This is a genomic window from Mameliella sp. AT18 (assembly GCF_028807275.1).
GTDB lineage: Bacteria > Pseudomonadota > Alphaproteobacteria > Rhodobacterales > Rhodobacteraceae > Antarctobacter > Antarctobacter albus.
In genome coordinates this window covers 22547-36534 of record NZ_JARAMO010000007.1, presented here as the reverse complement: position 1 = coordinate 36534, position 13988 = coordinate 22547, and the positions used below count along the sequence as shown (strand labels likewise).

Genomic DNA, 13988 nt, shown 5'->3' with positions numbered 1-13988 from the left:
CTGACCGAGGCCGCGTACATCTGATCATAACGCGAAAGGTCGACGTGGGCCTTGGCCGCCAGTTCGGCCGAGGGCGGATAGACGGGGGTGGCTGTCTCGGGTGTGGTCTGTTCGGTCATGAAGGAGCTCCCTCTCCGTTTTGATCCGGCGGCACGCCATTCCCTAGCGTCACCGCGTTCAAGTGGGACAATACCCGAAACGGAAAAGAAATAAATATTGTTAGCGTTATGAATGATTTAGATGTAAATAGTTTTCACAGACAACCTGCAAATCGTAAACAAATTTGCCCGCGAGCCGCTAAGCCCCTTGTTTTAATGACGCCTCGGTCAGCCCCTTGTAAGGGTGTCCGACCACCAATTGTGCATCTTGTGGTTGTCGCGCTTGGCGGAGCAGGTGTGACAAAAGGATGCGGTATGCCGATGTATGCCGATTGTTAGCGCTCGCCAATGCGAATCCCCTTTTGGCCCAAGGCCCTTGAACCGCGGGGGCATTCGACTAACCTCCCGGCGAGGCGGAGAATACCGCTGGACACATAGGGGAGGATCATATGTCCAACATCACTGCAAAACTGCTGGCGACGACCATTGCCGCGACCCTGGCCACACAGGCCGCCGCGACGGAATGGAACGTCTCGACCTGGGGCTCGCGTCGCGCCTTTACCGAGCACCTGCACAAGATCGCCGAACTGGTCTCGGAAAAGACCGGTGGTGCCTTCACCATGAACATTTCCTACGGTGGCCTGTCCAAGAACACCGAGAACCTCGACGGAATTTCCATCGGCGCCTTCGAGATGGCGCAGTTCTGCGCCGGCTACCATCCCGACAAGAACCGCGCGATCACCGTGCTGGAACTGCCTTTCCTGGGCGTGTCCACGCTGGAAGAGGAAGTGGCCGTGAGCCATGCAATCTATGACCATCCGGCGGTGGCCGAGGAAATGGCGCAGTGGAACGCCCGAATGCTGATGACCTCGCCCATGCCGCAATACAACCTCGTGGGCACCGGAGAGCCGCGCGACGAGCTGACCGAGTTCGACGGCATGCGGGTGCGCGCCACCGGCGGCCTTGGCAAGGCGTTCAGCGCAGTGGGGGGTGTGCCGACCAGCGTGACCTCGTCCGAAGCCTACCAGGCGATGGACTCGGGCGTCGTGGACACGGTGGCCTTTGCCCAGCATGCGCACCTCTCCTTCGGCACGATCAACCAGGCGGACTGGTGGACGGCCAACCTGAACCCGGGCACCGTCAACTGCCCCATCGTGGTCAACATCGACGCCTATGACTCGTTGCCTGACGACCAGCGCCAGGCGCTGGACGAATCCGTGGACGAGGCGATCGCCTATTACCTCGAGAACTACGGCAAGCTGCTGCAGCGCTGGGACGAGGTGCTGGAGGAAAAGGGCGTTCAGAAGGTCATGATCACCGACGACGAGCTGGCCAAGTTCCGCCAGGTCGCCGGTCAGCCGCTGCACGATGCCTGGATCCAGGACATGAGCGCCCGCGGTCTGCCCGCGCAGGAACTCTATGATCTGGTGTTCTCGACCCTCGAAAAGGCGCGCGCCTCCAACTGAGGCGGGCCCATCGCGCCCCGGCCTTGCGCCGGGGCCTCCCGCCGGGTCTTCGTGATCCGGCCGGAGGTTCCGACATGGGGCCGGGGCCTGCGTTTCTCCGGACATGAGAGGTGAGCGATGGCGGGACATGCCTCCGTCCTCGAAGATGACAGCCTGCTGTCGCGGCTGGACCGTGCGCTTGCGCGGGTCGAATGGGGCATGGCGCTGGTTTCCGGCGTCGGGGCCTTTGCGCTGATGTGCCTGGCGGTGATTTCCGTCTCGGGCCGCAATTTCTTCAACGAGCCGCTTCGGGGGTACGTCGACTGGATCGAGGCGGCGATGCCCTTCATCGCCATTTTCGGCATTTCCTACGTTCAGCGTGTCGGCGGGCATATCCGTATGGACATCGTCATCGGTGCCCTCAGGGGCCGTGCGCTCTGGATCGCCGAGTTCATCACGACGCTGCTGATCCTCGTGCTGATGGTGCTGCTGGTCTGGGGAACTTGGGCCCATTTCGACCGCAGTTTCGATTTCAGCGCCCCGAACTGGAGCCGTGACAGTTCGATCGACATCGGCTTGCCGATCTGGCCTGCGAAACTGGTGGTGCCGGTGGCCTTTGCCGTGATCTCGCTGCGGTTGGTGGTGCAACTGGTGGCCTATGGGCGGGCGATCGTCCTGGGGCAGAGCGAGCCGGTGGCGGTGCCGTTGGTGATGTCCGCGGCGGAACAGGCGGCGGCCGAGGCTGACCAGGTACAGGGGCACGATACATGACGTCGATTGAAATTGGCCTCTGGGTCACCGGCGGCTTGCTGGTCATGGTGGTCCTCGGGATGCGTGTGGCCTTTGCCGCGGCCCTGGCCGGACTGGCCGGGCTGATCTGGATCTTCTGGTCGAAAAAGGGCTACGACTCGGAGGAATTCGGCTGGGCGCTGACCGTTGCGGTCAAGACCGCCGGGCAGGTGCCACATGGCAAGGTGGCGTCGCAGGCGCTGAGCCTGATCCCCACCTTCATCCTGATCGGCTACCTGGCCTATTACGCGGGGCTGACGCGCGCCCTGTTCGAGGCCGCGAAACGCTGGATCGCCTGGGTGCCGGGCGGGCTGGCGGTCTCCACCGTCTTTGCCACTGCGGGCTTTGCCGCCGTGTCGGGGGCCAGCGTCGCGACCGCGGCGGTCTTTGCCCGTATTGCCATCCCCGAGATGCTGAAGGTGGGGTATGACAAACGCTTTGCGGCTGGCGTCGTGGCGGCAGGGGGGACACTGGCGTCGCTGATCCCGCCCTCGGCGATCCTGGTGATTTACGCGATCATCGTCGAACAGGACGTGGGGCGCCTGCTGCTGGCCGGGTTCATTCCGGGCATGTTCTCTGCTCTGGTCTACGCATTGCTGATCATCGGGCTGGCGCTGACCATCAAGGGCTTTGGTCCCCCGGTCGGCGGCTTTACCTGGCGCGAGAGGCTGGTCAGCCTGCCGCCCGCCCTGCCCATCGTGGCGGTGGTCGTCATCATCATCTTCTTCGTCTACAACCCGTTTGGCGGGGACAGTTGGGGCACACCGACCGAAGGCGGCGCTATCGGTGCCTTCATCGTCTTCCTGATGGCGCTCTGGCGCGGCATGCGCCTGCGCGAACTGAAGGACGCGCTGGTCGAGACGGCGAAACTGTCGATCATGATCTTCACCATCATCTGGGGCGTGCTGATCTACGTCCGTTTTCTCGGATTCGCCGATCTGCCCTCGGCGTTTTCCGACTGGCTGACCGCCTTGCCCTATTCGCCGATGCTGATCCTGATCTGCATCCTGCTGGCCTACGCGGTGCTTGGGATGTTCATGGATGCCATCGGGATGCTGCTCTTGACGCTGCCGGTTGTCTACCCGGCGGTCATGGCGTTGAATGGCGGAATGTTCGTCAGCGCCGAAGAGGCGGCCTTTGGAATGTCGGGGCCAATGTGCGCGGTCTGGTTCGGCATTCTGGTGGTCAAGATGGCAGAGTTCTGCCTGATCACGCCACCCATTGGATTGAACTGTTTCGTGGTGGCTGGCGTGCGGCCAGAGCTTTCGGTGCAGGACGTGTTCCGCGGCGTGACGCCGTTCTTCGTGGCCGACGCGGTGACCATCGCCCTCTTGGTGGCCTTTCCGGGGATCGTGCTCTGGCTGCCCTCACTGGCCTGATACAGAAGCCGTAAATGCAAGACCCGCGCCTGGTGGCGCGGGTCCCTTTCAGTTCTCGGCAGGTCAACGGCGTCCTTTGCCGTTTCCGCCTCCGGTATCTCCTCCGGCCCGACCGGAGGCGCCGCCAGCCACTCCGCCGCCGCCCTGTGGGTCGTCCAGCTTGCCATGTGCCCGGCGGTTCATCACGCCGCGCATCTCGTCCTCACCCGGCGTCCCGATGCTGCGCGCCTGGTTGGTGTCGTGGTTCTTGGCCAGAACCGTGTCATCCTCACCCGCCCAGGGGTTGGCGTGTTCGGCCTGAACAGGCGCCGACATCAGGGCAATTCCGATGGCCGTGGCAAACGTCGTCTTGGTTGTCAATTCACTGCTCCTTCTCATGCAGGCTTGGGCGTTTGCGTACCCGGATTACATGAGAAGCAATACACATAATTCAATTGGAATGTGTTGCGGTGTGTTCGACATGAGCAGTATCCCGCCGCCTCAAAGGCGGCGGGCGCAAAAGCGGATTCGGTGCCAAGGGGAGAGTCAGGCGGCCCGTCTCAATTCTGTTCGTGTCGCCCTTGCCAGGCGGCGGATTCCCTCGGCCAGGACGTCGGGCGGGTTGAGCGTAAAATTCACCCGGATCGCACGCCGGTCCTGTCCCATCGGGTCAAAGACGCTGGAGGGCGAGATGCAGACACCGTGCTCCAGCCCGGTTTTCATGAGCCGGTCGGTGTCCAGGGCCGGGTCGCGCGCCACGGCCCAGACGAACATGCCGCCCTCGGGGACTTGCCAGGTGAAAAGGTCCGTCAGTTCTGCCTGCATCGCCTCGCATAGCGCATCGCGCCGGGTGCGGTAGAGATCCAGGATACCGGGGAGCAACTGTTCCGGAAGGCCACGTTCCATCGCCTCCAGCGCAACGCGCTGGCACAGCCCGCTGGTGAACATGTCCGAGCCCTGCTTGGCCGTGGTCATGGCCACGATGATCTCTGGCGCGGCGATGACCCAGCCGACACGCAGGCCCGGAGCCAGTTGTTTCGAGAATGTGCCAAGGTAGACGACCGGCCCGTTATAGACCTCGGCCCCGTTGGCGGAGAGCTCGAGCATCCGGGGCAGGGGGGCGCCGTCGTAGTAGAGGTGTCCATAGGGATCATCCTCGACCAGCCAGCAGCCCGTCGCCTCTGCCGCCGCCACCAGAGCGCGGCGCTGATCCTCTGGCACCAGCCGTCCGGAAGGATTCGAGAAATTGGGGACTGTGTAGGCGAACTGGGCCCCGGTCATGGCGGCCTCTGCGTCGAAGTCATTGGTCTCCATCACCATCGCACGATACTGCGGCGCGCGCGGCTTCCAGGCGTCGATGGCGCCCAGGTAGGCCGGGGACTGCGCCGCGATGGTCTGACCGGGGTCGAGAAAGACCTTGCCCAGCAGGTCCAGCCCCTGCATCCCGCCGGTGGTGATCAGCACGTTGTCCCGGGTCAGGTTCAGGTCGCCGTGGCTGAACTCTGCCGCGATGCGGTCGCGCAGGTCGGGCAGCCCGTCGATGGGCGAATAGCCCAGCACCTCGGCGGTGTGTTCGGTCACGACGCGGCCTGCGAAATCCGACAGGTCAGAAACCGGCCAGGTCGAGGGATCGGGCAACCCGCCCGCCAGGTTCACGAGGTCGGGGATCTGCCCGGCGGCCAGAAAGGTCTGGGTCACATCGTTGGTGTCGTTCAGCCAGCGGGCAAGGGGCGCGCGTCCGGGCATGGGCTTTCTCCGGTCAGACAAGAGGCGAATATGAGGGTCCCCTAACATGCTTTGGTTAACGGGCGCCAACCGTCTGTCGAAATGGTCCACCCGCCTATTTCCGGAAAATCGGAAATATAGCTTGTCGCAAGGTCTATATTTCCGTATTTCCGGAAATATGAAATCTGAATCGCTCAACGCCCTTGCCGCCCTTGCCCACGGCCGTCGTCTGGACGTGTTTCGCCTGCTGATGCGGCGTTTTCCGGATGCCGTTCCCGCCGGTGAGATCGCCTTGGCGCTGGACCTGGCACCCTCGACGCTTTCGGCGGCTTTGTCACAATTGCGTAGCGCGGGTCTTGTAACTCAGTCCCGGCACGGGACCTCGCTGATGTACGCCGCCGATACCGAGGGCGCGGGGCGGCTGTTGACCTATCTCTGGGCGGATTGCTGCCGTGGCCGCCCGGATCTTTGCCTGCCAACATCCCTGACGGAGCGCGAAATGGCTGATCGCACCTACAACGTCCTGTTCATCTGCACCGGCAACTCTGCCCGGTCGATCTTTGCCGAAACCCTGCTGCGTGACCTCGCCGGAGGACGTTTTCGCGCCTTCTCGGCAGGGACCAATCCTTATAGCGAGTTGAACCCCCAGGCGCTGCAGGTCTTGCAGGACAAGGGGCATGACGTGTCCGACCTGCGCGCCAAGAACGTGTCGGACTTCCAGGGCGAGGGCGCGCCGCATCTGGATTTCGTCTTTACCGTCTGTGACCGGGCGGCGAACGAAGAATGCCCGCCCTGGCCGGGCCAGCCGATGACCGGTCATTGGGGTCAGCCCGACCCGGTCAAGGCAACCGGCACCGAGGCGGAAAGACATCTGGCCTTTCAACAGGTCTACGGCGCCCTGAAAAACCGCATCCAGGCCTTCACGGCCCTGCCCATCGGCACACTGGATCGCGAGAGCCTGCAGGCCCGGATCGACGACATCGCAAGAACGGAAGACTTCGCATGACCACCTACGCCATCAACGGGCTTGGCCGCATCGGCAAGCTGATCGTGAAACCCATGCTGGAGGCGGGAGACACGATCGCCTTTCTCAACGACGCGGTGGGCGATCCGGCCATGCATGCGCATCTGCTGGAATTCGACACTGTGCATGGCCGCTGGGACGCAGCGTTCAGCGCGGATGCCGACAGCATCACCATCGACGGCACCCGCATCCCGGTGTTCGGCACGCGCGACCTGGCGGACCTGCCGCTGGAAGGGGTGGATGTGGTCATCGACTGCACCGGCTATTTCAAGACCGCAGAGCGGATTGCGCCCTATTTCGAACGGGGCGTGAAAAAGGTGGTCGTGTCGGCCCCGGTCAAGGACGGCGGCGCCGTGAACATTGTCTACGGCGTCAATGATGACATCTATGACGCGGAACAGCACCGGATCGTCACGGCGGCCTCCTGCACGACCAACTGCCTCGCTCCGGTGGTCAAGGTGATCCACGAGAACCTGGGCATCAGGCACGGCTCGATCACCACAATCCATGACGTCACCAATACCCAGACCATCGTGGACCGCCCTGCCAAGGACCTGCGCCGCGCGCGGTCTGCGCTGAACTCGCTGATCCCCACGACGACCGGCAGCGCCACGGCGATCACGCTGATCTATCCCGAACTCAAGGGCCGCCTCAATGGCCACGCGGTGCGGGTGCCGCTGCTGAACGCCTCGCTGACCGACTGCGTTTTCGAGGTGGAGCGCGAGACGACGGCAGAGGAGGTCAACGCCCTCTTCAAGGCCGCGTCCGAAGGCGGACTGAAGGACATCCTGGGCTACGAGGAGCGGCCGCTGGTTTCGACCGACTACACCAACGACCCGCGCAGTTCGATCGTGGATGCGCCCTCGACGATGGTGGTCAACGGCACACAGGTGAAAATCTATGCCTGGTATGATAATGAATGGGGCTATGCGCACCGGCTTGTGGACGTGGCCCATATGGTCGGTGCCTCGCTCTAACCGCGGAGAAGGTCGGATGCGCGTTGCAGCCAGTCTCGTCATGGCATTCCTGGGCACATCGGCCTGCGCCGAGGGGCTTTCCTACACGGTAGGCCAGAGCGCCGCGCCGGTCGTTGGCGGGGGCTTCCTGCGTTTCGGGTCCGAATGGGGGAACGGCAGGATGACGGATAGGGGCCACTTCCTGTTCCGGGCACAGGCGGATGGCGCGGCGTCATTGGGCAAGCGCACCATTGCCGGAATGATCGAAACCTGCGGCGCCGATCCCGACCTGAACGTGGCCGTCTGCACAATCCTGTCCGGGGGCACCCGCTACGTGATCGCGGATGATGGCACTGGCGATCCGGACCTGCTGTTGGCCCTCTTGATGGAGCCGGAATGGACCTCTGTCCTGGCGACGGTCGAGGTACTGGATGAGACCGGGACATCGGCCCGGGCGACCTTGCTGGATCTGGAGGTGCGGGCGCAGGATGAATACACCCGGATGGTCGAGGTGCTTGCCGGCTCCTGGCGGGATGTTGCGCGACCCGGGTCCGGGCTGATCTTCGACGACACGCGCCTTGCCGAGACCCTGCAGGATGTTCCGATCAGAAGCGGGCCTTTCGACATCCTGTCCGAATGCCGGGACCTGCCGGGACCGCACCTGAGCGTTGCCTTCGACGACGGCGAGCACCTGTGCTGGGTGATCCTTGACCAAAGCCCTGACCGTCTGCGCCTGCGCAGTGCACGCGACGGGACGGAATTCACATACGAGAAACGCTGACGCCATGAGTGACGCCACCCAAGCCCGGCCGCAGGGGTTCGCGGCCTATATCGCCGTGACCGCCGCCTACTGGGCCTTCATGCTTACCGACGGGGCGCTGCGGATGCTGGTGCTTTTGCATTTCCACACGCTGGGCTTTTCGCCGGTGCAGCTGGCCTACCTGTTCCTGCTGTATGAATTTGCCGGCATCGTCACCAACCTCTCGGCGGGCTGGATCGCGGCGCGGTTCGGGCTGACCTCGACGCTTTACGCGGGCCTGTCGCTGCAGGTCATCGCCCTGCTGGCGCTGGCCCAGCTGGACCCGGCGTGGAGCCTGACTGCCTCGGTGGTCTTCGTCATGGCGGTGCAGGGTCTGTCCGGCGTGGCCAAGGACCTGTCCAAGATGTCGGCGAAATCGGCGGTCAAGCTGCTGGCGCCAAGCGGGCAGGGCGGGCTGTTTCGCTGGGTCGCGGTTCTGACCGGGTCCAAGAACGCGATCAAGGGGCTGGGCTTTCTGACCGGCGCGGCGCTGCTGGCGCTGTTCGGCTTTGTCCCGGCGGTGCTGGGCATGGCGGCGCTGTTGGGTGCGGTGCTGCTGGCGGTGGCCTTGCGGATGCCCTCGGGCCTGCCCACCGGCAAGAAGGGCGCCAAGTTCAAGGAGGTCTTTTCCAAGGACCGCAACGTGAATTGGCTGTCGGCGGCGCGGGTGTTCCTGTTCGGCGCGCGCGATGTCTGGTTCGTCGTCGGCATCCCGGTCTATTTCTACGCGGTGCTGTCGGACGGCAGCGAAGAGGGCAACCGCATCGCCTTTTTCACCATCGGCAGCTTCATGGCGGTCTGGACGATCCTCTACGGCGCGGTCCAGGCCTATGCGCCGAAGGCACTGCGCGCCGCCACGCGTCCGGCGGCAGAGATCGTGGGCGCGGCCCGGGGCTGGGCCCTGTCGCTGACGGTGGTGCCTGTGGTGCTGGCGGTCCTGGTGCTGGCGGCGGGCGACCCGGCGCCCTGGCTGACGGCGACGATCATTGCCGGGTTGCTGGTCTTCGGCGCGCTATTCGCGGTCAACAGTTCGCTGCACTCCTACCTGATCCTGGCCTTTTCCAGGGGCGAGCGGGTGACGATGGACGTGGGTTTCTACTACATGGCCAATGCAACGGGGCGCCTGCTGGGCACGCTCTTGTCGGGGCTCAGTTACCAGGTCGGCGGGTTGCCTTTGTGCCTGGCAACGGCGGCTGTCATGGTGGCCCTCAGCGCGTTGGGCGCGGCGCGGTTGCGCGCCCGGTGACGGTTGCCCTGTGAGGGTTGGTCAGGCGACCTGGACCGGTGACAGCTGGCGCCGCGAGGAGATCCGGGGCAGGGGCATCTCGCGGATCAGTCGGTCGCAACCGTTCAGCGCCAGGTATTCGTCGTAGTTGTCGAACCCGCCGCGGCGGGCATAGTCGACAAAGCTCTCGGTCGGGATGCCGTTGGCAAGGATGATCTCATGGGCATCCAGTTCGACGTGCCAGTAGGTAAAGCTTGCCGGCGCTTCCGAGGCGCGCATCATCCTGATGTCCGAATGGTTGATCAGGGCCGAGGCGTTGACCAGCATCCCGTCGAGCACCAGCGCGTGATCGGGCGAGACATAGAGGTCGCGCTTGGGCAAGCCACTGCCGAGGGCACCAGCGGCAATACGGATCGGCAGCCGCCCGATGGGTTTGTTCACAGCCTGGGGGCGGACCTCCATCCGGGCAAGCCAGCGCAGGGGTAGGGCGCGGCCGTCGGCGGCAAGGATCAGGTCGCCATGCGCCAGCGTTTCGATCCGGCGAGGGCCGTCCGGGGTTGCGATGCGGGTCCCGGTCAGGAAGCAGTTGTAGACATTGGCATCATCGCCGGTCTGGGTGATGGCCTGCGTCACGGCAGAAAGGGTTAGCGCTGACAGATCCTCCTGCGCGGAATCGAAGGGGATATAGTATTCCCCCAACCCGTTGGTGAAGATTGCGTAGTAATTGCCACCGATGTTGATCGTGTAGCCGGAATAGCCGGTAGTGATCAGCCCGTAGTAATCCAAGGAGTCGATGTTGTCGTCGTTGTTGGAGTCGTTCACCGTTGCCAGTGAGGGCGTGTAGACATAGCCCGTCAGCGGCGACAGGGTCGTGCCTGTATCGGTTGCCGTGAAGGTCAAGACGCCGTCTGCTGCAAGATCTGCCATGTGCGGTCCCTTTTTTACAGGGACAGGTTAGGTCACGACATATTTGTGGCCTAGAAAATTACGCCAATGAATTACGGGGTTTATGTCGCAAGTTTAAGGAAATACAGATTGACCGTTCAATAGCGGTCGCCGCAGTGGCCGCCGAACGGGGGCGGCGGTATCACAGGTCGGGGGGCAGCGTGTCCAGAAGTCGATCCAACCCGGCCTCGAAATCGGCCAGCGTGTCGCCCAGACGGCGTTCCAGTTCCTCCTGGTAGGCCCTGGCCAGCGGCAGCAGCTCTGCCATGAGCGCGTGCCCCTTGCCGGTCAGGGCAAGACGCACCAACCGCCTGTCACCCGCATCGGCGGCTTTTTCGATATAGCCCGCGGCCTCCAGCCGGCTGGCCGCGCGGCTGACCTTGCTTTTCTCCATTGCCACGCGGGCTTCGATGTCGCGGACAGAGACGGTGCCGCGCCCGTCCAGCGGCTGGGCCAGGTGGACCAGAACCCGCCATTCGGGGATCGAGATGCCAAAGCGCTCGCGGTACTGGCGGGCCAGCGCCTCTGAGGTCTTTTCGGCCGCAACTGCCAGCCGGTAGGGGGTAAAGCCTGAAAGGTCGAACTCTGGCAAGGGTTTGGTCATCGCGGGGTCCTGTATCAGTCTGGACGCAGTGTAGCCCTGTCCTCGTTGCAGGTGCAATGAGGGCGCAGGCCCAATTGGCAGGCCTGACAGACCTGCCCGCATTTAAAGCATCCGACCGGGTCTAGAGCACGACGGCCAGAACCAGCCAGCCCGCTGTCTCACTGGACAGCTGTGCCGCTCCCAGCACGTCGCCGGTCTGTCCTCCCAGCAGCTTGCGGGCCCGCCAGGCGACCCAGGCTGCGGCCAACATCATTGCAATCAGCACAGGCAGGGCAGCCAAGCCGGTGGCAAGCGCCGCGCAGAGCGTCAACAGACCGCCCGGCAGCCACACGCGCCAGGGCGCGGCGATCCGGTCTGTGGCGGCCATCTGTCCCAACCCGTCGTGCCGGGCGGGTGGCATGAGGTCCAGCAGGACCAGCATCGCCAGGCGGCTGGCCGTGCTGACCAGCAACAGGCCTGCCCATGCGGTCGCGGGCAAGGCGCTCAGCGCCGAGGCTCCAAGCCCGGTGGCAAGGATCAGTGCGATCACACCGTAGCTGCCGACCCGGCTGTCGCGCATGATCTCCAGCCGGTGCGCCCGGTCACGCCCCCCCATGCCGTCGGCGAAATCGGCAAAGCCGTCATGGTGCAGCCCGCCCGTCAATCCGGCCAGCACCGCCAGCACGGCAAAGCCCGTGGCCAGCGGAGGCAGGTTCAGCGCCTGAAGACCGGCCAGGATCGCCCAGGCCCCAAGCCCCAGCGGCAGACCGGCCAGTGGAAAGCTCCACCGCGCCTGTGCCAGTGTCGGCGCCGGATCATCCAGCCGTCCGATCGGCAGGCGGGTCAGCATCATCATCCCCAGCCGCAGTTCGTCGATGCGGCGGCGCAGGCTCATGCGTCCGAGACACCCGCTTCGGCGAAGGTGGCCATGCCGTTGTGGCAGGCCAGCGCGCCCTTCACGATCCCGAGCGCCAGCGCCGCGCCAGAGCCTTCGCCAAGTGCCATGCCAAGATCCAGCAACGGCGGTTTCTCCATCGCTTCGGCCAGGCGCCGGTGCCCGGGTTCGCGGCTCATGTGGGCGATCAGGCAATGCGCCAGAAGGTGGGGTGCGGCGGAATACAGCGGCGTGACCGCAGCGGTGCAGATGAAGCCATCCAGCAGCACCGGGATGCGGGCCATGCGCGCCGCAAGGACCGCGCCGCAAAGCGCCGCCTGCTCGCGCCCACCAAGGGCGGCAAGGCGCATCATGGGCGCCAGCGCAGCGTGTTTCTCGACCGCCTTCGTCACGACGCGCGCCTTGAGGCTCATGCCATCGGCGTCCGATCCCGTGCCCGGGCCGACCCAGTCCGGTGCGGTGCCGCCAAAGGCCGCAAGGGCCAGCGCCGCCGCAACGGTCGAATTGCCGATCCCCATTTCGCCCAACAGCAGGATATCGGCGCCGGTATCCACCGCCGCCGCGCCCCGGTGCAGCGCGTCAAGGCATTCCTCTTCGCTCATCGCCGGTTGATCGGTGAAATCCCGCGTCGGCCGGTCGAGGTCCAGCGCGATTACGTCCAGCTCGGCGCCCGTGGTCCGGCACAGCTGGTTGATCGCGGCGCCCCCGGCGGCAAAATTCGCCACCATCTGCGCCGTCACTTCCTGCGGAAAGGGATTCACACCCTGCGCGCAGACGCCGTGGTTTCCGGCAAAGACCAGTGCCTGCGCGCGTTCGATCGCCGGGCGATCGGTGCCGCGCCATCCGGCCATGAAAGCGGCCAGATCCTCCAGCCGACCCAGCGAGCCGGGTGGTTTCGTCAGTTGCATCTGGCGTGCTGTCGCCGCCTCGGCCGCGGCCGTGTCGAAACCGGGAAGATCGAGAGAGGTCACCGCGTCCAGCGACGCAAGGGGCAGGGTGCTCATGCGGGTTTGACTTTCAGTGGGTGGCCCGCGACGCAGAACCAGAGTTCGTCGCAGGCTGTGGCGATACGTTGATTGACCAGCCCCGCCGCATCGCGAAAGGCGCGGGCCAGGGCATTTTCCGGGACGATCCCGGCGCCGACCTCATTGGTGACGAAGATCACCGGCGCGGATTGCGCGGGCAGGGCCTCTGCCAGCGCCTCGACCGCCTTCTGCCAGTCCTCTTCGGCCAGCATGAGGTTGGTCAGCCAGAGCGTCAGACAGTCGACCAGCCGGGGCGCCGTGCCATCGGTGTCCCGAAGGGCGCCCAGCAGGTCGCGCGGGGCCTCGACGGTCCGCCAGTCCGCGTCGCGGCGGGCCTGGTGCAGGGCGATGCGGTCGGCCATTTCTCCGTCATGGGCCTGCGCGGTGGCGATGTAGATCGCGGGCCGCCCGAGATCCAGCGTCATGCGCTCTGCAAGGCTGCTCTTGCCAGAGCGTGCGCCACCCGTGATGAGGATCGACTTTCCCATGCGGTCGTGACAAAGCATGTTCCGATCTGGTTGAAAAGCCCCGAAATGACGCCGCCCGACGCCTCTGAACTGCTGTTGATTCGACACGCGCCCGCGCTGCATGACGGGCGTTTGTGCGGACGCATGGACGTGCCCGCAGAGCTGGGCGAGGCGGCGGAGTGGGCACCTCTGCAGGCCCTCGTGTCAGAGGTCGCGCACCGCGTGGTCAGCCCGGCGCTGCGTTGTCGGCAGACGGCGCAGGCGCTTTGGCCCGGGGCGGAACTGGAACAGGACGCGCGCCTCTGGGAACAGGATTTCGGCGCCCATGACGGGCTGCGGTTCGACGAGATCCCGGACATCGGTGCGCTGTCCTCAGGGGAGTTGGCCGAACACCGTCCGCCCGGGGGCGAAAGCTTTGCCGACATGGTCGCGCGGGTGCGGCCCGCCCTGGAAGGGCTGGCGGAGAAGGCGCGGCAGGATGGGCCGGTCGCCGTCGTGGCCCATGCCGGTACGGTGCGCGGGGGAATTGCGCTGGCCCTGGGCGTTGTGCCGCCTGCGCTGGGGTTCGAAGTGGCGCCCTGGTCTGTGACACGCCTGCGCGCCTATCCCGGCGGGCTCTCGGTGATCTCCACCAACTGGCGTCCGATCTAGCCC

General features: G+C 65.0%; 15 protein-coding genes. 8 read left to right on the top strand and 7 right to left on the bottom strand.

Annotated features, from left to right (window positions below; genetic code table 11):
* Nucleotides 1-547: 547 nt before the first annotated feature.
* From PVW46_RS00755 to PVW46_RS00745, 3 genes are all read left to right on the top strand, one after another.
* Nucleotides 548-1564, top strand: coding sequence for a C4-dicarboxylate TRAP transporter substrate-binding protein (locus tag PVW46_RS00755; RefSeq protein ID WP_043146505.1), 1017 nt, complete (start codon nt 548-550; stop codon nt 1562-1564).
* A gap of 117 nt (nt 1565-1681) precedes the next feature.
* The gene (locus PVW46_RS00750) at nt 1682-2314 is read left to right on the top strand and encodes a TRAP transporter small permease subunit (RefSeq protein ID WP_069211143.1); all 633 of its coding nucleotides are present in this window, start codon (nt 1682-1684) and stop codon (nt 2312-2314) included.
* Nucleotides 2311-3711 (top strand): TRAP transporter large permease, encoded by a 1401-nt coding sequence (locus tag PVW46_RS00745; RefSeq protein ID WP_069211142.1) that lies wholly within the window; start codon nt 2311-2313, stop codon nt 3709-3711. Before PVW46_RS00750 ends, PVW46_RS00745 begins: the two co-directional genes overlap by 4 nt.
* Nucleotides 3712-3774: 63 nt before the next feature.
* Here the strand turns inward: PVW46_RS00745 and PVW46_RS00740 are convergent, their stop codons facing one another.
* Together PVW46_RS00740 and PVW46_RS00735 are read right to left on the bottom strand one after the other, a co-directional pair.
* Entirely contained in the window at nt 3775-4071 is a 297-nt protein-coding gene (locus PVW46_RS00740; protein WP_069211141.1) for a hypothetical protein, read from the bottom strand.
* A 165-nt stretch (nt 4072-4236) separates the two neighbouring features.
* Entirely contained in the window at nt 4237-5436 is a 1200-nt protein-coding gene (locus tag PVW46_RS00735) for an aminotransferase-like domain-containing protein (RefSeq protein ID WP_069211140.1), read from the bottom strand.
* Nucleotides 5437-5593: 157 nt separating this feature from the next.
* Here PVW46_RS00735 and PVW46_RS00730 point away from each other — a divergent pair, with 157 nt between their 5' ends.
* From PVW46_RS00730 to arsJ, 4 genes are read left to right on the top strand one after another with little or no spacing between them, the layout of a single operon-like run.
* Nucleotides 5594-6421 (top strand): arsenate reductase/protein-tyrosine-phosphatase family protein, encoded by an 828-nt coding sequence (locus PVW46_RS00730; protein ID WP_069211139.1) that lies wholly within the window; start codon nt 5594-5596, stop codon nt 6419-6421.
* Nucleotides 6418-7416 carry an ArsJ-associated glyceraldehyde-3-phosphate dehydrogenase gene (locus PVW46_RS00725; protein WP_043146499.1) on the top strand — a complete coding sequence of 333 codons (999 nt, stop codon included), beginning with the start codon at nt 6418-6420 and terminating at the stop codon, nt 7414-7416. The genes PVW46_RS00730 and PVW46_RS00725 overlap by 4 nt, the downstream gene beginning before the upstream one ends.
* A 16-nt stretch (nt 7417-7432) precedes the next feature.
* Nucleotides 7433-8176 carry a hypothetical protein gene (locus tag PVW46_RS00720; protein ID WP_139132410.1) on the top strand — a complete coding sequence of 248 codons (744 nt, stop codon included), beginning with the start codon at nt 7433-7435 and terminating at the stop codon, nt 8174-8176.
* A gap of 4 nt (nt 8177-8180) precedes the next feature.
* Entirely contained in the window at nt 8181-9440 is a 1260-nt protein-coding gene (gene arsJ / locus PVW46_RS00715; protein ID WP_069211137.1) for an organoarsenical effux MFS transporter ArsJ, read from the top strand.
* Nucleotides 9441-9461: 21 nt separating this feature from the next.
* Here arsJ and PVW46_RS00710 read toward each other — a convergent pair whose 3' ends face one another.
* From PVW46_RS00710 to cobU, 5 genes are all read right to left on the bottom strand, one after another.
* Nucleotides 9462-10346 carry a Hint domain-containing protein gene (locus PVW46_RS00710; RefSeq protein WP_069211136.1) on the bottom strand — a complete coding sequence of 295 codons (885 nt, stop codon included), beginning with the start codon at nt 10344-10346 and terminating at the stop codon, nt 9462-9464.
* A gap of 160 nt (nt 10347-10506) precedes the next feature.
* Nucleotides 10507-10968 (bottom strand): MarR family winged helix-turn-helix transcriptional regulator, encoded by a 462-nt coding sequence (locus PVW46_RS00705; protein ID WP_069209546.1) that lies wholly within the window; start codon nt 10966-10968, stop codon nt 10507-10509.
* Nucleotides 10969-11089: 121 nt separating this feature from the next.
* Nucleotides 11090-11842, bottom strand: a complete 753-nt coding sequence (locus PVW46_RS00700) for an adenosylcobinamide-GDP ribazoletransferase (protein ID WP_069209547.1) — start codon at nt 11840-11842, stop codon at nt 11090-11092.
* Nucleotides 11839-12846, bottom strand: coding sequence for a nicotinate-nucleotide--dimethylbenzimidazole phosphoribosyltransferase (gene cobT, locus PVW46_RS00695; protein WP_069209548.1), 1008 nt, complete (start codon nt 12844-12846; stop codon nt 11839-11841). Before cobT ends, PVW46_RS00700 begins: the two co-directional genes overlap by 4 nt.
* Nucleotides 12843-13355, bottom strand: a complete 513-nt coding sequence (gene cobU / locus PVW46_RS00690; RefSeq protein WP_069209612.1) for a bifunctional adenosylcobinamide kinase/adenosylcobinamide-phosphate guanylyltransferase — start codon at nt 13353-13355, stop codon at nt 12843-12845. The genes cobT and cobU overlap by 4 nt, the downstream gene beginning before the upstream one ends.
* Nucleotides 13356-13400: 45 nt before the next feature.
* On the opposite strand from cobU, the gene PVW46_RS00685 reads away from it, so the two are divergent.
* Complete coding sequence (locus PVW46_RS00685; RefSeq protein WP_069209549.1) at nt 13401-13985, top strand: histidine phosphatase family protein; 585 nt, start codon at nt 13401-13403, stop codon at nt 13983-13985.
* Nucleotides 13986-13988 lie beyond the last annotated feature (3 nt).